Annotated in this window: 22 protein-coding genes; 12 read left to right on the top strand and 10 right to left on the bottom strand. The window is 40.0% G+C overall.

What is annotated here, in order from left to right:
* Window position 1 precedes the first annotated feature (1 nt).
* The 4 genes from AC27JR_RS13795 to AC27JR_RS13780 form a co-directional block, all read right to left on the bottom strand.
* Window positions 2–1,345: a Na(+)-translocating NADH-quinone reductase subunit A gene (locus tag AC27JR_RS13795; protein ID WP_076919990.1), complete on the bottom strand. Its 1,344-nt coding sequence runs from the start codon at window positions 1,343–1,345 to the stop codon at window positions 2–4.
* Window positions 1,346–1,700: 355 nt separating this feature from the next.
* Window positions 1,701–2,894: an enoyl-ACP reductase FabV gene (gene fabV, locus AC27JR_RS13790; RefSeq protein ID WP_487173923.1), complete on the bottom strand. Its 1,194-nt coding sequence runs from the start codon at window positions 2,892–2,894 to the stop codon at window positions 1,701–1,703.
* A 109-nt stretch (window positions 2,895–3,003) separates the two neighbouring features.
* Window positions 3,004–3,315 carry a BolA family protein gene (locus AC27JR_RS13785; protein WP_131690655.1) on the bottom strand — a complete coding sequence of 104 codons (312 nt, stop codon included), beginning with the start codon at window positions 3,313–3,315 and terminating at the stop codon, window positions 3,004–3,006.
* 69 nt (window positions 3,316–3,384) lie between these two features.
* Window positions 3,385–3,972: an alpha-ketoglutarate-dependent dioxygenase AlkB family protein gene (locus tag AC27JR_RS13780; RefSeq protein WP_487173922.1), complete on the bottom strand. Its 588-nt coding sequence runs from the start codon at window positions 3,970–3,972 to the stop codon at window positions 3,385–3,387.
* Window positions 3,973–4,015: 43 nt separating this feature from the next.
* Here AC27JR_RS13780 and AC27JR_RS13775 point away from each other — a divergent pair, with 43 nt between their 5' ends.
* The 4 genes from AC27JR_RS13775 to AC27JR_RS13760 are packed head-to-tail and all read left to right on the top strand — an operon-like array spanning window position 4,016 to window position 7,779.
* On the top strand, window positions 4,016–5,164 hold the full coding sequence (locus tag AC27JR_RS13775) for a methyltransferase (protein ID WP_487173921.1): 1,149 nt from the start codon (window positions 4,016–4,018) through the stop codon (window positions 5,162–5,164).
* The gene (locus tag AC27JR_RS13770; protein ID WP_487173920.1) at window positions 5,165–5,725 is read left to right on the top strand and encodes a YajG family lipoprotein; all 561 of its coding nucleotides are present in this window, start codon (window positions 5,165–5,167) and stop codon (window positions 5,723–5,725) included.
* A gap of 2 nt (window positions 5,726–5,727) precedes the next feature.
* The gene (locus AC27JR_RS13765) at window positions 5,728–6,348 is read left to right on the top strand and encodes a peptidylprolyl isomerase (protein WP_487173919.1); all 621 of its coding nucleotides are present in this window, start codon (window positions 5,728–5,730) and stop codon (window positions 6,346–6,348) included.
* A 51-nt stretch (window positions 6,349–6,399) separates the two neighbouring features.
* Window positions 6,400–7,779 (top strand): AmpG family muropeptide MFS transporter, encoded by a 1,380-nt coding sequence (locus tag AC27JR_RS13760; RefSeq protein ID WP_487173918.1) that lies wholly within the window; start codon window positions 6,400–6,402, stop codon window positions 7,777–7,779.
* 65 nt (window positions 7,780–7,844) lie between these two features.
* Here AC27JR_RS13760 and AC27JR_RS13755 read toward each other — a convergent pair whose 3' ends face one another.
* Window positions 7,845–8,084, bottom strand: coding sequence for a helix-turn-helix domain-containing protein (locus AC27JR_RS13755; protein WP_008111877.1), 240 nt, complete (start codon window positions 8,082–8,084; stop codon window positions 7,845–7,847).
* Window positions 8,085–8,452: 368 nt separating this feature from the next.
* Between AC27JR_RS13755 and AC27JR_RS13750 the strand changes: the two genes are divergently transcribed.
* Window positions 8,453–8,641 (top strand): hypothetical protein, encoded by a 189-nt coding sequence (locus AC27JR_RS13750; RefSeq protein ID WP_487173917.1) that lies wholly within the window; start codon window positions 8,453–8,455, stop codon window positions 8,639–8,641.
* A 56-nt stretch (window positions 8,642–8,697) separates the two neighbouring features.
* On the opposite strand, the gene erpA is transcribed toward AC27JR_RS13750, so the two are convergent.
* Window positions 8,698–9,036 (bottom strand): iron-sulfur cluster insertion protein ErpA, encoded by a 339-nt coding sequence (gene erpA, locus AC27JR_RS13745; protein WP_002958911.1) that lies wholly within the window; start codon window positions 9,034–9,036, stop codon window positions 8,698–8,700.
* 534 nt (window positions 9,037–9,570) lie between these two features.
* Between erpA and AC27JR_RS13740 the strand changes: the two genes are divergently transcribed.
* The 6 genes from AC27JR_RS13740 (at window position 9,571) to hemL (ending at window position 15,754) form a co-directional block, all read left to right on the top strand.
* Complete coding sequence (locus AC27JR_RS13740; RefSeq protein WP_487173931.1) at window positions 9,571–9,711, top strand: MHYT domain-containing protein; 141 nt, start codon at window positions 9,571–9,573, stop codon at window positions 9,709–9,711.
* 13 nt (window positions 9,712–9,724) lie between these two features.
* Window positions 9,725–11,065 carry a hypothetical protein gene (locus AC27JR_RS13735; RefSeq protein ID WP_487173916.1) on the top strand — a complete coding sequence of 447 codons (1,341 nt, stop codon included), beginning with the start codon at window positions 9,725–9,727 and terminating at the stop codon, window positions 11,063–11,065.
* Between the two features lie 107 nt (window positions 11,066–11,172).
* Window positions 11,173–12,855, top strand: coding sequence for a chloride channel protein (locus tag AC27JR_RS13730; RefSeq protein WP_464709649.1), 1,683 nt, complete (start codon window positions 11,173–11,175; stop codon window positions 12,853–12,855).
* Between the two features lie 16 nt (window positions 12,856–12,871).
* Window positions 12,872–13,306 carry a CopD family protein gene (locus tag AC27JR_RS13725; protein ID WP_008111866.1) on the top strand — a complete coding sequence of 145 codons (435 nt, stop codon included), beginning with the start codon at window positions 12,872–12,874 and terminating at the stop codon, window positions 13,304–13,306.
* A 112-nt stretch (window positions 13,307–13,418) separates the two neighbouring features.
* On the top strand, window positions 13,419–14,435 hold the full coding sequence (locus tag AC27JR_RS13720) for an aspartate carbamoyltransferase (protein WP_487173915.1): 1,017 nt from the start codon (window positions 13,419–13,421) through the stop codon (window positions 14,433–14,435).
* Between the two features lie 38 nt (window positions 14,436–14,473).
* Window positions 14,474–15,754, top strand: a complete 1,281-nt coding sequence (hemL, locus tag AC27JR_RS13715) for a glutamate-1-semialdehyde 2,1-aminomutase (protein WP_069440337.1) — start codon at window positions 14,474–14,476, stop codon at window positions 15,752–15,754.
* Window positions 15,755–15,819: 65 nt separating this feature from the next.
* Here hemL and mrcB read toward each other — a convergent pair whose 3' ends face one another.
* The 4 genes from mrcB to AC27JR_RS13695 all read right to left on the bottom strand — a co-directional run bounded on the left by mrcB (window position 15,820) and on the right by AC27JR_RS13695 (window position 20,910).
* On the bottom strand, window positions 15,820–18,153 hold the full coding sequence (gene mrcB, locus AC27JR_RS13710; protein WP_487173914.1) for a penicillin-binding protein 1B: 2,334 nt from the start codon (window positions 18,151–18,153) through the stop codon (window positions 15,820–15,822).
* Window positions 18,154–18,293: 140 nt separating this feature from the next.
* Entirely contained in the window at window positions 18,294–19,523 is a 1,230-nt protein-coding gene (locus AC27JR_RS13705) for an ammonium transporter (RefSeq protein ID WP_008465925.1), read from the bottom strand.
* A 9-nt stretch (window positions 19,524–19,532) separates the two neighbouring features.
* Window positions 19,533–19,871, bottom strand: a complete 339-nt coding sequence (locus AC27JR_RS13700) for a P-II family nitrogen regulator (RefSeq protein WP_010391070.1) — start codon at window positions 19,869–19,871, stop codon at window positions 19,533–19,535.
* A gap of 256 nt (window positions 19,872–20,127) precedes the next feature.
* The gene (locus tag AC27JR_RS13695) at window positions 20,128–20,910 is read right to left on the bottom strand and encodes a response regulator (protein ID WP_010391069.1); all 783 of its coding nucleotides are present in this window, start codon (window positions 20,908–20,910) and stop codon (window positions 20,128–20,130) included.
* A gap of 213 nt (window positions 20,911–21,123) precedes the next feature.
* Between AC27JR_RS13695 and AC27JR_RS13690 the strand changes: the two genes are divergently transcribed.
* The gene (locus AC27JR_RS13690; protein WP_487173913.1) at window positions 21,124–22,641 is read left to right on the top strand and encodes a S10 family peptidase; all 1,518 of its coding nucleotides are present in this window, start codon (window positions 21,124–21,126) and stop codon (window positions 22,639–22,641) included.
* Window positions 22,642–22,660 lie beyond the last annotated feature (19 nt).

The raw sequence follows: 22,660 nt of genomic DNA, 5'->3' as shown, positions 1-22,660 counted from the left end.
TTTAGCCTTCCTTCTCGATCGTAGTTAAGCAATCGCGTAGGGCTGCGCCGTACTCGTATTTGCCAGGACAAACGAAGGTGCATAACGCTAAATCTTCTTCATCTAATTCAAGCGCACCTAATGAAATTGCACTGTCTAAATCACGAGACAATAAGTCACGTAATAAAAGCGTTGGCAAAATATCAAGTGGCATAACACGCTCATAGCTTCCAAGTGGAACCATGGCACGTTTTGAACCGCCTGTAGACGTTGTCATTTTAAATAAACGACTCGGTGTAAGGTGAGACAAGAATGTACGCGTTACAGAGAATTTATCACTACCTGGTGCAATCCAGCCAAACAACTCTTTTTCGCGACCTTCAAGTAATACAGATACTTGAACGTGGTAACGACCTAAGAATGCATGAACACCAGACGACGTAGCACCTGCAAGTACAGAACCAGAAATAACACGGTTATCACCGTCTTCTAATTCACCTGCAACTAAGTCATCTAGAGAAGCACCTAATTGTGTTTTCACTAAACGAGGATTCTTAACACGCGGACCTGCAAGCGAGATTACACGGTCTGTGTAAATTTCACCAGTAAGGAAAAGATGACCATACGCAATAACGTCTTGGTAACCGATATGCCAAACTTGCTTACTAGCAGATACTGGGTCAAGGTGATGGATATGAGTGCCAACAAGGCCAGCTGGGTGCACACCACCAAACTCATGTACTTCTACTTGAGCGATAGGTGAACTAGGAACTTGGCTGCCTGCTTGCTTACAAACAAATACTTTGCCATCGGTTAAACGTGACACAACAGCCAAACCTGCTTCAAACGCTTTCGCATTTTCAGCAATAATTACTGCAGGATCTGCAGCAAGTGGATTGGTATCGATAGCTGTCACGAAAATAGAGCTAGGATTTGCATCCAACGCCGCTATTTTACTAAATGGGCGAGCACGAAGTGCTGTCCATTGACCCGATTGAACTAGTACTTCTTTAGCTTTTTCACGGTCTAAGCTGTTAAGCTCAGTTTCCGAGAAAGAACCAAAGGTGATTTGCTCACTGCCGTTTACTTCAATAACAACAGATTGCAGAACACGTTTAGCACCGCGATTAATTTCTTTTACTGTACCAGAAGCTGGTGCAGTAAATAATACGCCTGGGTTCTTTTTATCTTCAAAAAGTACCTGGCCTTTTTTGACTTGGTCATCCACACGAACATGCATGGTTGGACGCATACCGATAAACTCTTCACCTAGCACAGCTACACGTTTGACGGCAGAACCATCATGAATAACTTGCTGAGGTGCGCCCTCTAAGGGTAAATCCAGACCTTTTTTTATATTGATCATACGCACTTGCACTACATTAACGGAAAGAAACTGAAAAATCGTACCAACCACGCCGCTATTTGTATTATTGCAAGCTATAAAATGACTCGCTATAGATACCAAACAAGCAGCGCAGTAAAACTCCTCACATATTGCTTTGATTTTAACATTATTGTGACTGACTATGCGAGTGTATTTATGAAAATTATACGAGAGAAACGTTTATTTAGTTTTGTAATTCATAATTAATAAAATACAAGCTAGACCAAAGTGGTAAATAAACCATCAATTAACAAATATTTTTTCAAATCAAAGCTAAAAAACAAAAAAGTCGCACAAGGCGACTTTTAATATAACAACTTGTTCATGGCAATATTTAGTCAATCATATTTGCAATTGGCGCAACAGGGTTTACGTCTTGCTCATAATCAACAGCATCAATACCAAAACCAAACAGGCGTAAAAACTCATTATGGTAGCCAACGTAATCTGTAAGCTCATCAATTGAACTTGTGTCTACACTGTCCCAAATGGTTTGAACGCGAGACTGCACATCATCTTCCAATTCTTTGTAGTTTTGGAATAAATGCCCACCCTCATCAAAACGTGGTGAATCACCGTATAGGTTTTCACTAAATAGTGCATGAATTTGCTCAATAGTGCCCTCGTAAGTGCCATCAGCCTTCATTACTTTAAATAATGCAGAAATGTAAAGCGGCATAATTGGAATTGCAGAGCTTGCTTGAGTAACTACCGCATTAAGTGAAGAAACATAAGCTTCACCGTTTAAATCTTGGGTAGCGGCTTTAATAGCTGCAGTGGCACGGTCTAAATCTTCTTTCGCTTTACCTATGGTTGCATGCCCATATATTGGCCAAGTTAGTTCTTTACCAATGTATGTGTAAGCCGTTGTTTTAAAGTTTTCTGCTAATACATCAGCGTCTTTAAGGGCGTCAATCCACATTTCCCAGTCTTCGCCACCCATTACTTTAATGGTGTTGTCGATATCGTCTTGGTTTGCTGCTTCAACAGTTACTTCATCAATTTCACGCTTTGACGTATTTAAGTTTTTAGTCGTTACCGCATTACCAATTGGCTTAAGTGTTGAAGAAAATACTTCCCCTGTATTTGGATCAGTACGACGAGGTGATGCTAAGCTGTAAATAATACAGTCAACTTTACCTAATTCAGCTTTAATGGTGTCGATTGTTTTTTGTTTGATTTCGTTAGAAAACGCATCACCATTAATATTTTTAGACCATAAGCCTTCAGCTTCAGCGGCTGCTTGAAATGCCGCCGTGTTGTACCAACCCGCAGAGCCTGTTTTACGTTCAGTGCCTTCTTTTTCAAAGAACACACCCAATGTTTTAGCGCCACCACCAAATGCAGCGGTAATGCGAGATGCAAGGCCATAACCTGTAGACGCACCAATAACTAATACATTTTTAGGCGCATTTTTTAATGCTCCTTGCTGCTTAACATAATTAATTTGTTCTTGAACATGCTCTGCACAGCCAACTGGGTGTGCATTGGTGCAGATAAATCCGCGAATTTTAGGCTTAATGACCATTGATCATCCTATATCTTTTACAATAAAAATTAGCGCTAGTTTAAAGGCTAAAACAAAAAAAACTGATCTGATCAGTTACGCACTGCTCAAACCACCTTCTAGCTACCTGTTAACCAATTTTTGAGCCACCCATACAATTAGGCGATTGCGGTGCCTCTCCGTCGTGCTCGGTAAACTCTTCAGGAGTGTATGTGTGCATAGCAAGCGCATGAATATGATTTGCTAACTCATCTTTTAAAATTTCATTAATTTCACGATGACGCTGCAATAGTCGCTTACCAGCGAATTCTTCACTGACTACAATCACTTTAAAGTGAGATTCAGTCCCCGCACTGTGCATATGGCTTTCGTTAATAACATTTAAATGCTTACACGCAATAGCATTTGCTAGCTTGTCACGTATTTGTTGTTGCATTGACATAAAAACCACCCTCAAAATTCAGTTATATAGTTACTATAACAACTGCGGCTACACCATGGCTAATGCTATTTAATTAATATAGCGGAACGTTAAACTTATTCGAGGATGCTTTAGCCTAGTTTGTTTTGGTAGCGCATGTTGGTAATTTTGTTGGCTCTGTCCGCTCATTATTAAACAACTACCACTTTGTAATTTGATGTTAGTAATGCTGTTGCTTACTTTGTGTTTAAGTTTAAATAACCGTTCTGCACCAAGCGACACACACGCTATGGTAGGCTCAGGCCCTAGCTCAGCCTCGTCATCGCTATGCCAACCCATACAATCGTGGCCATCCCGATAATAATTAACCAAAATTGAGTTAAATGGTTGCTGTAGGTGATTTTCTAAACGTGTTCGCATGGCAAGTAATACGTCTGGCCAAGGCTCTAAGTCGAGTTTATGCCCAGAATAACCGTACTCAAGATTTTCTTCGCTGATAAAACATTGTAGCCTAGGTATTGGCCCCGTTTTACCAAACACTGTAATGTTTGGCTGTTGCCAATTTAGGTTTTGCTGCAAATAATAAAATAAATCGAGGCTTTTTTGTGCGCTAAGTACCTTACTTTGATAAGAAAAGCCATTTGGTAACAGTTGGGGGTTGGCGTTTGGCGGTTGCATGTTAGAATTTACCTATCATTTGATTACCGATCATTAAACTATTATGACTACGCAAGCTACGCTCGGCGATAACACTTTTACTCTTGAACGCTTTCCTTTGGATCAAAAAAACCGCAGCTTACAAGCGTGGGATTCAGCAGACGAATACCTTATTGACTATGTCAATGAACACTACCCTGATTGTCGCTCGTTACTGATCTTAAACGACAGCTTTGGTGCACTTAGCTGTTACTTTAGCAAACAACAATTAACAGTTTGTTCAGTAAACGACTCATATATTAGCCATCAGGCGGCTGCTTATAACTTGGCGGAAAACAAAATCGCAACGACGGCGTTTAGCCAGCTTGATAGTTTATCGGCTTTACCTGAGCAAGTAGACCTAGTGTTAGTAAAAGTACCACGCACGTTGGCTTTTTTACAGTATCAGTTATCTGAACTAAGCGAAGTGCTCGCGCCAGGTACACCGGTTATTGGCGCAGCAAAAACTAAAGACGTGCATAACTCTACTATAAAAGCATTTGAAGATTTTATTGGTGAGACGAAAACAAGCCTCGCGGTAAAAAAATCACGTTTAATTATTAGCCAAGCCGCTGGCGGTTATAAAGGCGCAGATTTCCCAGTAAGCTGGCCGCTCGAAGGCACTGATTTTACAATAAGTAATCATGCTAATGTGTTTTCACGTGATTCACTTGATATTGGCGCGCGTTTCTTTTTTAATTATTTACCGCAAACAAATAAAGCCAAAAATATTATTGATTTAGGCTGTGGTAATGGCGTGGTTGGTTTAATGACATTAGCGCGCTGTCCTAATGCTCATGTTAGCTTTGTTGATGAGTCGTATATGGCGGTTGAATCAGCTCGACTCAACATTGAATTAAACATGGAAGACAAGTTTGAACAATGCACCTTTATAGAGAATGATTGTTTAACTGACTTTGAACGTGAAAGCGCTGATATTGTATTGTGCAACCCGCCCTTTCACCAAGCACAAGCGGTTACCGACCACATCGCGTGGCAAATGTTCAAGCAAGCAAAAGACACATTAAAAGAAGGTGGCGAGCTGCGTATTATTGGTAATCGTCATTTAGATTACCACGACAAACTAAACCGTATGTTTGGTAACTGTACTTTATTGGGCTCTAATAAAAAGTTTGTGGTACTTAGTGCAACTAAAAATAGTGGAACGTTATAAATGAAACTCAGAAAGACATTATTGAGCTGTTGTACATTGGTGGTTTTTTCGGGATGTGCGAGCCAGCCTAACCAACTTATTCTTAACCCTGTTTATAAAAGTGGGCAAATAAGCTCAATAAATAGTAGCTTAAATACCAGTGTAATTGATTTGCGTGGTGACAGTGCAACCTTAAAGCTTATTGAATCAAGCAAAACCAAAACCATTGCCAGCACGGGCATTACTGAATCGGTTAAAAGTGCACTAGACAGTGCGCTTAGTCGCAATGGCGCCAGCATTTCTAATTTAGCGCAATTGCGTTTTGAGTTAGATATTCACGCACTGCAAGCCGTTGTTACAGAAACGCTAATGAGCCATACCAGTGAAGCTAAGATTGAATTTGAAGTACGGGTGATTCGCCCAACCAGTAATTTTAGTAAGCGCTACAGCGGTAATGCTAATTTATCTGGACCACTTGGTCATGATAGGGCAAAAGTTGAAGGTCAGCTCAATAAGTTGACTGAGCAGTTAATTACCCGCATTGTATCTGATCCTGAATTAATTGCATTTTTAGAAGGTTAATAATGAAGCAACTTTTTTTAATCTGCGTGAGCTTATTTTTTAGCGTCAGTAGTTTAGCGGCTCAAGAAGGCCGTTTTGTACAAAAAGATAATATTTTTCCTCGGGTAGAAATTGTGACATCGCTGGGCAGTATTGTGGTTGAGCTAGACCGTTCAAGAGCCCCTATTACGGCCAATAACTTTTTGACTTATGTGTCTGATAAAAGCTATCAAGGTAGTGTATTTCACCGTGTAGAGCGCGATGTAGAAAATGATCGTGACTTTGTAATTCAAGGGGGGGGCTATGATACGGATTACGATGGCCTGCATGAAAACGACCCTATTTTTAATGAAAGCGGTAACGGCTTAACTAATGATATGTATAGTATTGCTATGGCTTATCAAGACCGTGAACCACATTCAGGAACGCGTCAGTTCTTTTTTAACATGGATGACAATGACCACTTAAATCCTGGGCGTGACTGGGGATTTGCAGTGTTTGGCAGTGTCATGGAAGGTTATGAGACGCTCGATAAAATCATGGCTGTAAAAACGGGTTTTAATGACAAAATTGGCTACAACTTTGTCCCTGAAAAACCGGTTGTTATATTAAATATCAAAGTGCTTGAGCAAGTTCCTTTATAACTTTTTATCAGAGCAGCCTTGGCTGCTCTTTTTATGAGCCAATGAGCCCCTATGAATAGCACACTTTCTGTTCGCGAATACTTTTCTTACTTTAAAGATAAACGTTTAATTAATGTTTTTATATTTGGAATGAGCAGTGGCTTTCCGTGGGTGTTAATTGGCTCGGTAATGTCGGCTTGGCTTAAAGATGAAGGGTTGAGCCGCAGCATGATTGGCCTATTTGGTATTGTGTTTGGTGCCTACAGTATCAATTTTTTATGGTCGCCTTTGATAGACCGCACTAAACTGCCCTTTTTGTACAACTGGCTTGGTCAGCGCCGTAGTTGGATCTTGTTTTGCCAAAGCTTTATTTTACTTGGCACGTTGCTACTCGCAGGGCTAGATTTAAAGGCAAACCTAGCGATTGCCGCCGCACTGTGTTTGCTGATCGCCATAGCTTCTGCAACGCAAGATATTGCTATAGATGCCTTTCGAATAGACACCCTTAGTGAAAATGAGTCTCACAAAGCCACCGCGGCAGCAGCAATGGCCACCTCTGGTTGGTGGACAGGTTATGCTTTATTAGGGGCTGTACCCTTTTACATGGCGGATATGCCAAATATTGACTGGCCACAGGTCTATTATTTTTTATCTGCGATTATGCTGTTATTAATTAGCTGTGTATTTTGGGCAAAAGAGCCGCAATCAAATCGCGAAGCCGTTCATGCCGAGCTAGAACGTGTTTACCTTGAAAAGCTCGCAACGACTAAACAAACACCGCTTACAAAAACGCTCGCATGGCTAGGGGTTACTGTGGTTGACCCATTTAAAACCTTTTTTGCTAAAAATGGGGTTAAAACTGCACTAGCACTGCTGGCGTTTATTTTCTTATTTAAAATTGGTGAAGCATTTTTAGCGCGAATGTCGATTGTATTTTATAAAGAAGTCGGCTTTAGCAATACCCAAATAGCAAATTACTCCAAGCTTGGCACAGGTTTAATTACTATCATATTTGCCTTTTTGGGCAGTATTTTTAACCACAAATATGGCATAGTAAAAGGCTTGTTTATTAGTGGTGTAGCCATGGCAGCATCTAACTTAATGTTCTCTTGGATTGCTTTAGCTGGGCCACAAGAACACTTATATGCAATGGCAATTGTGGTTGATGGTTTTACCCAAGCGTGGTCTTTAGTGGCAATGGTTGCTTTTATATCTATGCTGTGTGATAGAGCATTTAGCGCCACTCATTATGCGCTATTGGCATCCTTAGGGAACTTAGGGCGTACGTTATTATCGAGTTACAGCGGCGTGGTTATTGATGATTGGCTGATGGGAAATTGGTCATTATTCTTTGTTTTAACAGCGCTTATGGTGTTACCTTCATTAGTATTTTTATACCTAATAAGACACAAACTATATGCGCTAGAAAAAAATTATCATAAAAATACCTAATGCTTCCCTGCACTAATGTTGGCTGTAAACGTTAAGCTTAGCTTTGCAATTACAGCCTAAAAGCGTTAATCAGCTTTAATTAAGCTTAATGCTTCATACGGGTCGACTTCTAATGCATTACAATAGCGAACAAACTCAATCACATCTAAGCGACGCTCTTGGTTTTCTATTTTGCCTATAAAAGAATGTGGCGTGCCCAAAATTTGCGCTAAGCTGCGCATTGTGTAGCCTTTTTCATGGCGCTTAGTTTTAAGCCACTTTGTTAACTTTGCATTTTCTTCCGAAGATACGGTTTTACCCATCATATACAACTCCTACTCGTTGTTTAACTGTACATATTGCCAAGTGCTCATCGTCGTCAACACCATAAACTCACTGCCACTGACTTAAGCGCAGTGTAAACGCTTACAATTCAACCAACAAAAAACTCTCAAATATGTACTAACTCTTTATTATTGTGAAAAATGAAACCTTGCCCGTTTCATTCTTGGATACATTATATACCATTCACCGTTGATCTGAATGATTAATTAGTAATTCTGCGATTAAAGTTTAACAACAAATATTTACCAAGTCTGAATAAGGTTAAATATTTTTATAACTTTTTTGTTTCATTTAAAAATAAGCTGTTTATTATTAGGGTTTATTGTCCCTAGCTAATAGAGATTAAATCATGTTTAGACTACTCTTTTTACTGCCTATTATTTTATGCTTGGGGTGGTACTTTTTTTTGCGTCATTATGCAATTCCATTAAAGCAGGGTAAAAAAGGCTTTATCTATATTTTAGCCTTCTCAGCGTTTGTACTTGGTTTTTTTGTGTTGATGATGCAAGTAACAGAATACAGCCCAACTGAGTTATAATTACTACAGACATAAAAAAACCGCTGATTAAGCGGTTTTTTTGAATAACGATATTTTTATACGCTAAAACTAGCGCCACAGCCACATGTCGTGGTGGCATTAGGATTAGAGACAAAAAAGCGTGCCCCTTCTAATCCTTCGGTGTAGTCAACTTCACCATCAACTAAATACTGGATACTCATAGGGTCAATGACTAAGGTAACCCCGTTTTTAACAATTTCTAAATCGCCCGGGTTTGCTTTTTCATCAAAAGTAAAACCGTATTGAAAACCTGAACACCCACCGCCTGTAACATAAACACGCAGTTTTAGATCTGGGTTTTCTTCTTCGTCGATTAACTGTTTAACACGCACAGCAGCTGCGTCGCTAAACTTAATGGGTAATTCTTCAGACATCTTATAACCCTCAATACCTTAATGCTAATACACAAGATTATCTAATACCTGAGTGTTTTAATCAAGTATAGTCCAGTTTTATAAATCAGCCCCGCCAATGTGATGGCTTAACTATTTATTCATTAAATCCTTTGCGCCAAAATAAGCCCTTTATTTTAAGTGAGCCCGCATTAAATTTATTTATCCTTGTCTTAAACAACTTTCTTATTAAAAGTATTTTTTGACTAACCGTTTATTATTGAGCTGTATTTTTATCTAATAGTACATAATTTTAATGAGTAGTATGTAGATGAAGGAATATTAGATTGATTGCCCACTTTAAACTTCATTTTGTAACTTCCAATATGGATAAAGCACCTGTTATGGCAGCCCACTACGGTGTATTGCTTGTCGCTCTGTTTGTTTTAATGGCTTTTTATAGCTACCTATATTTATTTTTTAATCTCTTTGCGTATTAGTCACTCACATCTAAAAGATGAACGCTTATTTTGGATTATATTATCTGCGTGCTTTTTAGGCATGGGAATTTAGACAATACATTTTATCGGAATGCTCGCTTACAAACGGCCATTTTGTGTAAATTACAATGTCACTGTGACGTTGTTCTCTATTTTAGCCATTATTTTTTATGGGTTTATTCTGTTCTTGACCTATAGTATATCGCATAAACAATAAGAGCTTTCTGTGGATGCGTAACTTATTAATCACTGTGTGTTTCATTTTTTTATTTAGTCACACAATCGCTTATGCTGATGAAAATAAAAAGAATTCAACCTGGAAAATCACCTCGTTTGAATGGCCTCCTTATGCAAGTGCCCATATTAAAAATGGAGGGACTGCGATTAATGAACTACGAACATTGTTAAGCACTCAAGGCATTGCTTTAGAGGTTGAATATTTACCTTGGAAAGAAGCACAACTTAAGGCCACTTTAAACGAATATGTAGGTTATTACCCCTCATGGCTTTCTGGAGTTGGAAGCGGATTTATGCCCTCTGGGATCATTACTCGCTCGCAACTTGCATTATTATCAGCGCAAGATACGCGTCAAGATTACACCCATCAAGAGCAACTTTTTAGTGGTAATCGTATCGGCATTGTCAGTTCATATACCTATCCAGAAGCCATAGAACGCCTTATCGCAAGCTATTCAGACAATATAGTACGAGCTAATTCAGAACAAGATTTATTAACGATGCTAGTAAATCACTCGCTTGATTTAGTCCTTAGCGATCCTAAGATATTTAGTCACTATGCGGATAAACTCAAAACCCCTCCTCCTAAAACATTAATTCAATTCCCTAATGCTCCCTTTGTGATCGCCATGCGAGATCAGGAAGATAACCAACCCCGAGTTAAGCTACTTGAGCAACTATTAACCCAAATCAATGACTCAAAAGTTGAATACATAAAACCCAGAAAATTACTGTTGACGAAAATTAATATCCCTTTAGCAGAGCCTTATAGTCAGTTTATTGCACAAGTGTATGGTGAATTGGGCATTAGCACTGAAATTCGCCCTATCCTAGCAAAACGAGGGTTAATATTATTGGATGCAGGAATTATAGATGCCGATGTTGCCAGAGCGGCACAAAATATGTCTCAATATAAAAACATTATTCTTGTTGAACCTAGTTTAGGGAACATCGATATTGTCTTGCTGTGTCAAAAGCAGCTCAGTTGCAACAGAGATATTTTAAGTGATGACACAATAAATATTACCTCTGCACTTGGTAATATTGAATTACTCACTGAATTCAACATTCGAGCCAACATAACCACTAACGAAAATATTGATAACTCTCTTTTAATGCTAAAGAAAGGTCGGCTCGATTATTTACTGTACCCTTCTCGGCCTTCTGAACGCGCTAGACTATTGAAAGACTTTCATCTCATCGAATTAAGACAAATAGCCATAAATACAGTGATAAATAAGAAGCATGCCCTCCTTGTACCTGAGCTATCAAAGGCTATCAAAAATAGACTCCCTGCACTTCAACAACGCCTTGATGCTGCTGCAAACAGATAGTTTGCAAGAAAAGTTATCAATAAGTGCGCTATTTTTCAAAATCACAACGACTTAGCGTTATTCATTTGATAAACTTGACGCCTAAAAATGCTACGGGGAAATAAAGCATGTGGCTTGAGCGACTGAGACGTCGATTAGCAAAACCAAAAACATCCGTACAATTATGCTTATTAGGCGTAAGTGCCGGATTAATTGCTGCATTTTTTATTATACTGTTCCGCTTAACCATTTTATTTTTTCAAAGCTTATTTCTAGAAACCCCTGACGATTTTACCACTCTACCCACTTTAGAACGGGTATTAATGCCCTTAGTCGCAGCGTTATTAATAGCTACATTTGCGGCTTTTACTGGCTTTAAACATTACCGTTTAGGTATTCCTTTTGTAATACACAGAATTAAGCGCCATTACGGGCAAATGCCACTATATAACACGGTTAATCAGTTTGTTGGTGGTGCGCTGGCACTGATCAGTGGTTTTTCTGTTGGCCGGGAAGGCCCATCAGTTCACATGGGAGCAGCAGGGGCAAGCATATTAGCGAATAAATTACACTTACCTCACAACGCTATGCGTACCCTCAGTGGTTGTGGCGTTGCCGCGGGAATTGCTGCGTCGTTCAATACGCCTCTTGCTGCGGTTATTTTTGTAATGGAAGTGGTGCTCAGGGAATACAAAGTACATATTTTTGTGCCGATAATGCTCGCAGCTGTTACCGGCGCATTAGCCACTCAGTTTGTATTTGGTGAGGGCTCAGAACTTGCGTTGATTAGCATTGCCCCCTTAAGTGGTTGGCATTACCCCTATTTGATTTTGTGTGGCATGGGGCTGGGCGCGGTGGCTTATGCTTTTAACCAAAACTTAATGCTGATCATTAAAACCTTTAAACCATTAAGTATGTTTCCACGTTTAATAATTGCAGGGTGCATTGCCAGTTTAATTGCTTACGCAGTTCCACAAGCAATGGGCTCGGGTATGAGTGCGATAACTATTGCGGTAGAGTCACCTGAAAATATTCAACTACTCACCACTATTTTAATTGCCAAGTTATTAGCCACTTTGTTTGCTATTGGCTTAGGTATCCCTGGTGGGTTAATTGGTCCCGTTATTGGGCTTGGCGTTTTAACCGGCACTTTAATGGCATTTTTTGCCCAGTTTATTAGTCCAGGGACTGACATAGCAGGCACTTATGGCGTGCTTGGCATGGCAGGCTTACTGGCGGCAACGTTGCACTCCCCCTTAGCAGCACTGACCACCGTGATGGAGCTGACCTCTTCACCGGAAATTATTGTACCGGCGATGATCGTCATTACCACCGCCTACGTTACAGCTTTGCAGGTATTTGGTAACCGCTCTATATTTTTACAGCAATTAGACTTTCAGGGATTACCTTACCATGTATCTCCCGCCACTGAAGCCCTACAAAAAGTAGGGGTGATGGATGATATGGATGAAGACTTTAAACTGCTCTACTCCGATGATAAAGAGCAAATAAAAAACAGCCTAGATGCCATGGACAGCCAAACACCGTTAATTGTGTTTGACGAAGAAAATGGTTATCGCCTAGCTGAATATGACTTAAGTTTAATGTCTGATCAGGCGGTCAATATAAAATACATTAGCTTACAAGGTATTAGCAGCCAAGCCACCCTTGCAGATGCATTTGAAATTTTAAATGATAAACGCAGTGGCGCGCTTTATGTGTATAACTTGCTAGATAATCAACAAATTATGGGATTACTACGGTGGGATCAAATCCACCATATTCTAACCATACGCAACAGTTTACTTTAACAATAATGAGAACAGTATGAGCGCATTATTAATTTACAAAACCTTGCACGTATTTTTTATGATTGCTTGGTTTGCCGGTATTTTTTACCTACCTCGCCTTTTTGTTTATCACGCTATGAGTGAAGAAAAATCGTGTAACTCAATGCTAAAAGTAATGGAACGTCGGCTACTTTATTTTGTTACTCCCTTTGCTGTGCTTACCGCAGTATTTGGCGTGTTAACCATCTTTGAATACGGCCGCGAATGGTTTCGTTACAGCATGTGGTTGCATTACAAACTAGTGCTGGTAATCATTTTATATATTTATCATGGCTACTGTTTCAAGTTATTAGCTGATTTTAAACACGATAGAAATACTAAAAGCGATCGGTTTTACCGAATTTTCAACGAGCTACCTGTTTTAGCGTTACTCGTAATAGTTGCCTTAGCCATAATTAAGCCAAGCTTTTAAATACAGGATTATAAATTACACTGCCAAGTCGCAAACTAAGTTTGTATAATACGCGCGATTGCGTGCTCCTTTATGGATTATCGCGCCTTTTTGAATAACTAGGAATAACCCCATGTTCAGTTTCCAAGGTGAAAATATACTCTCTGTTAATCAACTCGATCGAGACTGTATTGAACGTATATTTACTGTGGCAAAAAAAATGGAGCCATACGCTAAAAAACAAAAGCGTACCAATGTGCTTGAAGGCGCTATTTTAGCGAACCTGTTTTTTGAACCTAGTACGCGTACTCGTGTTAGTTTTGGCACTGCGTTTAATTTACTCGGTGGACTAGTTCGTGAAACCACCGGTATGCAAAGCTCAGCGCTTGCTAAAGGCGAGTCTCTATATGATACCGCACGTGTTATTTCAGCCTATGCTGATGCGGTTGCAATGCGCCATCCTGACTCAGGCTCTGTAGCTGAATTTGCAACAGGCTGCAGCGTACCAGTAATAAACGGTGGCGATGGCCCCAATGAGCACCCTACTCAAGCACTGCTTGATTTATTAACCATTGAGCGTGAACTTAGCCGCTTCGATCAAAATATTGATGGTATGCATATTGCGCTAGTCGGCGATTTAAAATATGGTCGTACCGTTCACTCGCTATCTAAGCTATTGTGTCATTACAAAGGCATTAAGTTTTCGATGGTTGCCCCTAATGGCTTGCAAATGCCTGACTCGATTTTATCTGCCGTTGAAAATGCAGGACATAAAATTGAGCTGGTTGATAAAATGGAAGGTAACTTAGCAGCCGATATCGTTTATCAAACACGCATTCAAGAAGAGCGTTTTCCGTCGCAAGAAGAAGCCAACAAGTACCGTGGTGGATTTAGAATTAGCCAGTCTATTTACAATAGCCATTGCAAACCTAATTCGGTATTAATGCATCCGCTTCCTCGCGATAGCCGTTTAGAGGCAAACGAACTTGATAACGACTTAAATGCTAACGACAATCTAGCAATATTCCGCCAAGTACAAAATGGCGTACTTATTCGTATGGCGCTGTTTGCTTTAACCCTCGGCGTAGAAAACAAAGTCGAGCAGTATGAAGTAGACGTTCCTTGGTTTAGCCGCAAACGCGATAGCTAAGCTTTTAATTTTAAAGTGATAAAACAATAGGATTTTTCATGACAATTAGCCAAGACTTATTTAAACGAGCTCAAGACTCTATTCCTGGTGGCGTAAATTCACCAGTGCGTGCTTTTAATGGTGTAGGTGGTACTCCGCTGTTTATTACTAAAGCACAGGGCGCGTTTACATTTGATGCTGATGGCAACCGTTACATTGATTATGTGGGCTCTTGGGGCCCAATGATTATGGGCCACAATCACCCTGAAATTAAACAAGCAGTGCATGATGCGGTAGAAAATGGTTTAAGCTACGGAGCGCCTACTGAAGCTGAAATTTTAATGGCTGAAAAAGTTAAAGAGCTAGTACCATCAATCGAAAAAGTACGTATGGTAAGCTCAGGTACCGAAGCAACAATGAGTGCAATTCGCTTAGCCCGTGGCTTTACTGGTCGTGACAAAATATTAAAATTTGAAGGGTGTTACCACGGCCATGCAGATTCACTGCTAGTAAAAGCCGGCTCTGGTGCATTAACTATGGGTGTACCTAACTCTCCGGGCATTCCTGAAGATTTAGCTAAGCATACACTCACGGTATCGTTTAACAATATTGAAGAAGTGAAAGCTATTTTTGCTAAATACGCAGATGAAATCGCGTGTATTATTGTTGAGCCAGTTGCAGGTAACATGAACTGTATCCCACCAGTACCTGGCTTTTTAGAAGGACTGCGTGAAGTCTGTGATCAGTACCAATCTGTGCTTATTTTTGACGAAGTAATGACAGGTTTTCGTGTAGCCCTTGGTGGCGCTCAGGCTTACTACAACATCAAACCAGACTTAACCTGTTTAGGTAAAGTAATTGGTGGTGGCATGCCAGTAGGCGCGTTTGGTGGTAAAACAGAAATTATGGATTACATCGCCCCTGTAGGCCCAGTTTATCAAGCGGGTACACTTTCAGGAAACCCAATTGCGATGGCTGCAGGTTTAAAATCACTTGAGTTACTAAGTGCACCTGGCGTTCACGAAAAATTAGAAGCTATTAGTAAAGCGATTTGTGAAGGCTTTGAAGCTGCAGCTAAGAAAGCAGGCATTGCCTTAACGACTAACTACGCTGGCGGCATGTATGGCTTTTTCTTTACTGATGCAGAAAAAGTAACTACTTACCAACAAGCCACTGAATGTGATTTAGAACGCTTTAAAAAGTTCTTCCACTTAATGCTTGAAGAAGGAGTTTATTTAGCACCATCAGCGTTTGAAGCCGGTTTTGTGTGTGCTGCGCACACAGAGCAAGAAGTTCAAGCAACAATTGAAGCGGCAGAGCGCGCTTTTGCTAAGCTATAACGTTTAGCTCATATGAACGCTTACCCATAAAAAAAGCCCTTTCGGGCTTTTTTTGTTTTTATTCCTTAGCGAATACATTGGGGTCTTGGTTTAAACTCACTGGCTCTGAGTGGTAGTTGAATCACTTTTCCACAGCCTGGTGGTGCTTGCTTACCTGTTTGCTCGTTAACAAATGCCCACCGAATTGAAGGCGGACGCGTATCGGCAATAGCTTGCGGGTTTAGCGGTTTTAAATAACGAATATAGGTTTCAAGCGCCCCTACACTACCAGTCAAACCGGTGCTTTTATTATCGTCACGGCCAAGCCATGCAACCGTCACTGTATTTTGATCAAACCCAGCAAACCAGCTGTCGCGTAATTCGTTACTGGTACCTGTTTTACCTGCGAGCTGAATCGACGGAAAATGTAAATTTAAGCGTTTAGCGGTGCCATCTTTAGTTACCCGCTTCATAGCGTATTTGGTCATATACATGGCATCTTTAGCAAAACGTTGTTCGTTACTCACTTTATGCTTATAAAGTACTTTACCAACCGAGTCGGTTAACGCAGAGATAGACGTCAGCTCTCTATATTCGCCATCTGCAGCAATAGTGGTATAAAGCTGCGCCACTTCAAAGCTCGACATTTCAATAGCCCCTAATAACAACGATGGGTATTCATTAATATAACCTTTAGCTCCTAAGCCCCTGAGCGTGTTAGCGACTTTATCGACCCCAACATCAAGCCCTAAGTTAACTGCCGGAATATTAATACTGTGGCTAAATGCCTTATAAAGTGGCACAGCACCTCGATATTGACGATCAAAGTTTTCAGGCTGCCAAATATTTCCCTCTTCATTAGTGACTTGAACAGGTGAATCATCAAGCAACGTCGCTAAATTATAATGAGGAAGCTGCAGTGCACTTAAATACACTGCCGGTTTAACTAATGAGCCAATATTGCGTTTGGTATCGAGCACGCGGTTAAACCCTGAATAGCGCACATCACGTCCGGATACTAGCGCTGACACACCAGCTTTTTCAACATTAACGGAGATCATCGCCGCTTCTAATTCTTTGGTATTTGGACGTCTTTCCAAGTAAGGTAAACTGGCCTGAATCGATTCTTCCATTGCGGTTTGTTTTTGCAAATCGAAGTAGGTAAATACGCGTACTCCCGCATCTAATACTTCTTGATCAGGTAGCAGTTTTTTCAGTTCGCGATTAACCAACTCTAAGTAACCTGGGTAAGACTTTTGTAAGCTGGCTTTCATTGGCGCAATATCAATGGCGCGCTTTAACGAGGCTCGATACTCTTTGGTGGAAATAAGTTTATTATCGACCATTAAACGTAGCACTAAGTCACGACGCTCCATAGCACGTTCTTTGTAACGTCGTGGATTGTAATATGAAGGGCCTTTGACCATGGCCACCAGCAGGGCAATTTGGTCGTACTCGAGTTCATCAACGGGTTTTGCAAAGTAAAACTCGGCCGCTAATCCCATACCATGCACACCTTGGTTATAAGACTGACCTAGGTAGACTTCGTTTAAATAGGCCTCGAGAATCTGATCTTTTGAGTAACGATAATCAAGAATAAGCGCAATAAAGGCTTCATTGATTTTGCGTACTAACGAACGTTCGCGAGTAAGGTAAATATTTTTAGCTAGCTGTTGGGTGAGTGTGCTGCCCCCTTGTACGGTTCTTCCTGCGCGAATATTGGTATACAAAGCGCGTAAAATAGAAAATACCGATACCCCGTGATGCTCATAAAAATCGCGGTCTTCGACCACTAACAAAGCATTTTTAAGCATGTCTGGAAATTTATCTAATGGCACAAATTCACGGTCTTGTTTTGAGTCATTACCTATACGGGCTATTTGTACGGGCTCTAATCTGGCAGTGTTTAAGCGACGACCAAATTTATCCTTAATACTGGCAACCTTTTCTCCAGAAAAGCGCAGTTCAATTACATGAGCGCTCTCTAAACCATCATAAAATTCAAAATCACGACGAAAAATCTTAATACTATTGGCTGCTTTAATATATTGCCCTGTGCGGCTCAAGCGATTAACTGCCGTGTAATTTAAACGTTTAAGCTCCCATAAAACTTCTTGCTCAGATAAAAACTGCCCAGGGAAAAAGGTCATTGAACGCGCATACACTTGGGCTGGAAGTTGCCATTTATTGCCCTCAAATTGGCGGGTGATTTTTGCATCAAGATAAATAAAATAGAGTGCTACAGCGATGAAAGTCGCCAGACTTAGTTTCCAAAAAATAGAAAACAACGTTTTTAAAAATGGCCGTTTAGCCGAACTTGCGGCTTTTTTTGCAGCACTTTTTCGCGCTGATGTTTTAGATGACTTAGTAGCACGCTTAGTCGAGGATTTACTGGTCGGTGTTTTCTTTTTTTCAGCCATTTAAGTGTAATATATTCCAAAGGTTGATTTAACGCGAAGAGCTTATCACATTACTCTAACACCTGAAAAATTAACCCTTCCTGAAATCAAAAAAGCCCTAACTCAGTAGGGCTTTGATTGAACACACAATACTTTTACTTTTAATTGCTTCTTACTGAAACAAACTCTGGGTAAGCATCAATACCACAATCATGTTGATCCATACCGTTTAGCTCTTCCTCTTCGGTAACACGAATACCCATGGTTTGTTTTAAGACTGCCCAAACAATGAATGAAGCGATAAACACAAAACCAATGATACATAGTAAACCAATTAACTGCGCCACAATGTTAGCCTCTGCATTAGTAACCGGCACTAATACCACACCTAATATGCCACATACACCATGCACAGAGATGGCACCTACAGGGTCGTCAATTTTCACTTTATCAAGTGCCACAATGCTTAGTACAACCAAAGATCCACCTAGTAGGCCATATAAACACGCCATTAATGGTGAAGGTGATAATGGATCTGCAGTAATAACCACTAAGCCTGCAAGTGCGCCATTAAGAACCATGGTTAGATCGGCTTTACCCCATAATAATTTACATAAGAACAAGGCTGAAATTGCACCCATAGCAGCAGCAGCATTGGTATTAAGTAGTATTTGACCCACTGCAGTTGCATTTTCTTTATCTGAAATTAATAGCTGTGATCCACCGTTAAAGCCAAACCAACCCATCCACAAAATAAATGTACCCAATGTAGCAAGTGGTAAGTTTGAACCTGGAATTGGGTAAATTTCACCATTTTTACCATATTTACCTTTACGTGCCCCCAGTAGAATTACACCCGCAAGCGCTGCAGCTGCACCAGTTGCATGTACAATGGCAGAGCCTGCAAAATCAACAAAGCCTAATTCAGATAAGAAGCCACCACCCCATGTCCAGTAACCTTCAATTGGGTAAATTAATCCTGTTAGTACTACTGTAAACACTAAGAAAGCCCATAACTTCATACGCTCCGCTACGGCGCCAGACACAATAGACATAGCCGTTGCAACAAATACTACTTGGAAGAAAAAGTCAGATTCTAGTGAGTGATTAGCATCTGCTGCTTCGCTACCTATTAAGCCACCAAATGAAGGAATAATTCCGCCTTCAACGTTGTCTACATACATAATGTTGTAGCCAACCAATAAAAACATAGTACAAGCGATAGAATAAAGTGCGATATTTTTAGTTAGAATTTCTGTGGTATTTTTTGAGCGCACTAAACCAGCTTCTAACATTGCAAAACCGGCTGCCATCCACATAACTAAGATGCCAGAGATTAAAAAGTAAAACGTATCGAGCGAAAACTTCAGCTCTATAATTGTATTTTCCATGTTGCCCCCTTAAATTGCGTCATCATCAAGTTCGCCAGTACGAATACGGACGATTTGATCTAAGTCGTAAACAAAAATTTTGCCGTCACCAATTTTGCCCGTTCCAGCAACTTTGGTAATGGTTTCTACAACGCGTTGGCAATTTTCACTACGAGTGGCAATTTCAAGTTTAATTTTAGGTATAAAGTCAACTTGGTACTCTGCACCACGGTATAACTCTGTATGACCTCTTTGACGTCCAAACCCCTTAACGTCAACCACTGTCATTCCTTCGATGCCTAAATCAGCGAGTGCTTCACGCACATCATCTAGTTTGAATGGCTTTATTATTGCACTGATCATTTTCACAAAGGCCCCCTTAGGACACTAGCTTGTTATTGTATTTGCTCTATACAATCCAACCTTTGTGCCACCTTTAAATTAGCAATAAAAACATGAGGTTATTAAATTAAAAAATATAAAAAACAAAAAAACGCACCATTTAGGTGCGCTTTTTTTAAGCAAAATGCAGGATTGGTGCGAGTCGATAAATACGTAAATAGTCGTCTTAACTAACCGTTACACTCCCACCAAATAAACATTGATAATGTATTTAAGATTAAAGTTATTCTGTCGCATCGAAAGACAAGGCCGGTTTTTTAGCATCACTTAGCCATATTGACTCCATAGTTTGCACCACTCGAAAGTGAAACTCTTCATGGGTGAAGGGTTTAGTTAAAAAGTCATTCGCACCTGATTTAATAAACCGTGCAGCAACGCCATAACTATATACATCAGCTAAACCAATAATGGCCAATTGCTCACGGCTTTTAATATTACGAATAGCTCTAATTAATTCAAAACCATTCATACCTGATAAGTTATGGTCAGTGATCACTAAGTTGATAGCCTGATCATGCTCAAGTATATGAAGAGCTTGCGCACTATTATCAACAGTAATGACGTCAAACAATTGTTTTTCGAGCATTTGCTTAACCAAGCTACTGCTCAATAAGGAATTATCTACAACCAGCGCTTTGCGCCCCTGGTTACGCAATAACTGTGCTACAAATTTTATGGCGTAAAGATAAGAGTCGCGATTATCTTTAATGACGTAATCGATAATACCTAATTCCAGCATTTTTAAACGTGTATGTTCATCTGTTTGCGTTGTCATCACCAACGTAGGGATACCTTGCGACAGTGTAAAGCGAGTTATATCAGTATCGATTTGCCCACCAACAGATAAATCAACTAACGCGAGCGAATAACTAGTTTGATTTAGTAACTTTTTACATTGAGTAAGTGACTGAGCGAAATCAACCCGCACATCAAGATAATGAGCAGCAATATGTTTGAGTACCTGTTGTACCCTTATATTATCTTCAACAATTAAAACCCGTTGCATAAACTCCCTTTCATTTACGTTCACCCTTTAAGGTGGTTGTGCGTTTTTTTAAAATCACTTTGATATAAAGTAAAGCTTAGCGACTGATTACTTAAAAAACTTAATCGGTAATTACATAGACTCAACGATTATTATCGGCAGCTAGTCTCAATACTTTTGTTTTTTAGTGAAATATCGCTATAACTGCAGTACATAAAATAAAAAGGGTTTCTTATGAAATTTAGTCGAAGTCTATTTTTACCCATTGCCGCAATTGCACTCACATTTACAAGTGCAACATTTGCCGATAATCAACGCCGTATTGATATCGACAGTAAAGTGGTTACTCAGCATAAAGCAAAAATAAATAACGAACGATTTTCGTATACGGTAGCAACAGGCACACAACCGGTATGGGATAACAAGGGAGATGCCATCGCAACCCTTCAATACACTTACTACACCCGCGATAAAGTAGATGACAGAACAAAGCGTCCATTACTTATTTCATTTAATGGTGGCCCAGGCTCAGCATCGGTTTGGATGCATTTAGCTTACACCGGCCCTCGTGTTTTAAAAATTGACGACGAAGGCTACCCAATTCAACCTTATGGTGTAAAAGATAACCCTTATTCAGTCTTAGATGTCGCCGATATCGTTTATGTAAACCCTGTAAATACAGGTTATTCACGTGTTGTAGAAGATAAAGACGGTAACCTTCTACCTAAAGACAAACAAAAAGAGTTATTTTTTGGCGTTAATGCCGATATAAAATACCTAGCAGAATGGCTTAATACTTTTGTATCTCGAAATGAACGTTGGCGCTCTCCAAAGTTTTTAATTGGTGAAAGCTATGGTACTACTCGTGTATCGGGTTTAGCCCATGAGCTGCAAAATAGTCAGTGGATGTACATTAACGGTGTTGTACTCGTTTCTCCTACCGATATCGGTATTAAACGCGACGGACCAGTAAAAGCAGCTAACCGCCTACCTTACTTTGCAGCTACTGCATGGTACCACAAAGCATTAAACGCCAATTTACAAGCAAAAGATTTAGACGAGCTATTACCAGAAGTTGAACAGTTTACTGTTAATGAGCTCATCCCTGCGCTTGCAAAAGGCGGTTTTATTGCGCCTGACGAAAAACGTCGTATTATTAAAAAAATGGCTGAATATGCAGGTTTATCTGAAACATTTGTTAGTCAAAACAATTTAGATATTCCAACACAGTTTTTTTGGAAAGAGTTATTACGTGAACGCGGACAAATGGTTGGTCGACTGGATTCGCGCTATTTAGGCATAGATAAACGCGATGCTGGTGAGTCACCAGATTACTGGGCAGAGCTTACATCATGGCTGCACTCTTTCACTCCTGCAATTAACTATTATCTTCGTGAAGAGCTTAATTACAAAACCGATATCAAATATAACTTATTTGGTAACGTTCACCCATGGGATAGAAGCGGAAATAATACCGGTGAAAATTTACGCTTAGCCATGGCTCAAAACCCTTATTTAAATGTAATGGTTCAGGCGGGCTACTTTGACGGTGCAACCAATTACTTTGATGCCAAATATACTATGTGGCAATTAGATCCAAGTGGTAAAATGCAAGATAGATTAAGCTTTAAAGGCTACCGCAGTGGCCACATGATGTATCTACGCCACGCAGATTTAGAAAGCTCTAATAACGATTTACGCGAGTTTATAAATCAGTCTTTACCCAAAGACGGTAAATCCGCTAAATACTAATTAGCTTTTACCCACTAAA

Source organism: Pseudoalteromonas sp. NH0006-26 (assembly GCF_057552415.1).
The sequence above is the reverse complement of the archived record's forward strand: the minus strand, read 5'-3'. Positions and strand labels throughout refer to the sequence as shown.

Bases quoted from the DNA above. Each gene is read 5' to 3' on its own strand.
- AC27JR_RS13760 (WP_487173918.1), top strand. From the start codon at position 6,400: ATGAATAGCACACTTTCTGTTCGCGAATACTTTTCTTACTTTAAAGAT.
- erpA (WP_002958911.1), bottom strand. From the start codon at position 9,036: ATGTCTGAAGAATTACCCATTAAGTTTAGCGACGCAGCTGCTGTGCGT.
- AC27JR_RS13785 (WP_131690655.1), bottom strand. From the start codon at position 3,315: ATGTCAATGCAACAACAAATACGTGACAAGCTAGCAAATGCTATTGCG.
- hemL (WP_069440337.1), top strand. From the start codon at position 14,474: ATGACAATTAGCCAAGACTTATTTAAACGAGCTCAAGACTCTATTCCT.
- AC27JR_RS13755 (WP_008111877.1), bottom strand. From the start codon at position 8,084: ATGATGGGTAAAACCGTATCTTCGGAAGAAAATGCAAAGTTAACAAAG.
- AC27JR_RS13775 (WP_487173921.1), top strand. From the start codon at position 4,016: ATGACTACGCAAGCTACGCTCGGCGATAACACTTTTACTCTTGAACGC.
- AC27JR_RS13720 (WP_487173915.1), top strand. From the start codon at position 13,419: ATGTTCAGTTTCCAAGGTGAAAATATACTCTCTGTTAATCAACTCGAT.
- AC27JR_RS13735 (WP_487173916.1), top strand. From the start codon at position 9,725: ATGCGTAACTTATTAATCACTGTGTGTTTCATTTTTTTATTTAGTCAC.
- AC27JR_RS13705 (WP_008465925.1), bottom strand. From the start codon at position 19,523: ATGGAAAATACAATTATAGAGCTGAAGTTTTCGCTCGATACGTTTTAC.
- AC27JR_RS13780 (WP_487173922.1), bottom strand. From the start codon at position 3,972: ATGCAACCGCCAAACGCCAACCCCCAACTGTTACCAAATGGCTTTTCT.
- AC27JR_RS13750 (WP_487173917.1), top strand. From the start codon at position 8,453: ATGTTTAGACTACTCTTTTTACTGCCTATTATTTTATGCTTGGGGTGG.
- mrcB (WP_487173914.1), bottom strand. From the start codon at position 18,153: ATGGCTGAAAAAAAGAAAACACCGACCAGTAAATCCTCGACTAAGCGT.
- AC27JR_RS13695 (WP_010391069.1), bottom strand. From the start codon at position 20,910: ATGCAACGGGTTTTAATTGTTGAAGATAATATAAGGGTACAACAGGTA.
- AC27JR_RS13725 (WP_008111866.1), top strand. From the start codon at position 12,872: ATGAGCGCATTATTAATTTACAAAACCTTGCACGTATTTTTTATGATT.
- AC27JR_RS13765 (WP_487173919.1), top strand. From the start codon at position 5,728: ATGAAGCAACTTTTTTTAATCTGCGTGAGCTTATTTTTTAGCGTCAGT.
- fabV (WP_487173923.1), bottom strand. From the start codon at position 2,894: ATGGTCATTAAGCCTAAAATTCGCGGATTTATCTGCACCAATGCACAC.
- AC27JR_RS13690 (WP_487173913.1), top strand. From the start codon at position 21,124: ATGAAATTTAGTCGAAGTCTATTTTTACCCATTGCCGCAATTGCACTC.
- AC27JR_RS13795 (WP_076919990.1), bottom strand. From the start codon at position 1,345: ATGATCAATATAAAAAAAGGTCTGGATTTACCCTTAGAGGGCGCACCT.
- AC27JR_RS13730 (WP_464709649.1), top strand. From the start codon at position 11,173: ATGTGGCTTGAGCGACTGAGACGTCGATTAGCAAAACCAAAAACATCC.
- AC27JR_RS13770 (WP_487173920.1), top strand. From the start codon at position 5,165: ATGAAACTCAGAAAGACATTATTGAGCTGTTGTACATTGGTGGTTTTT.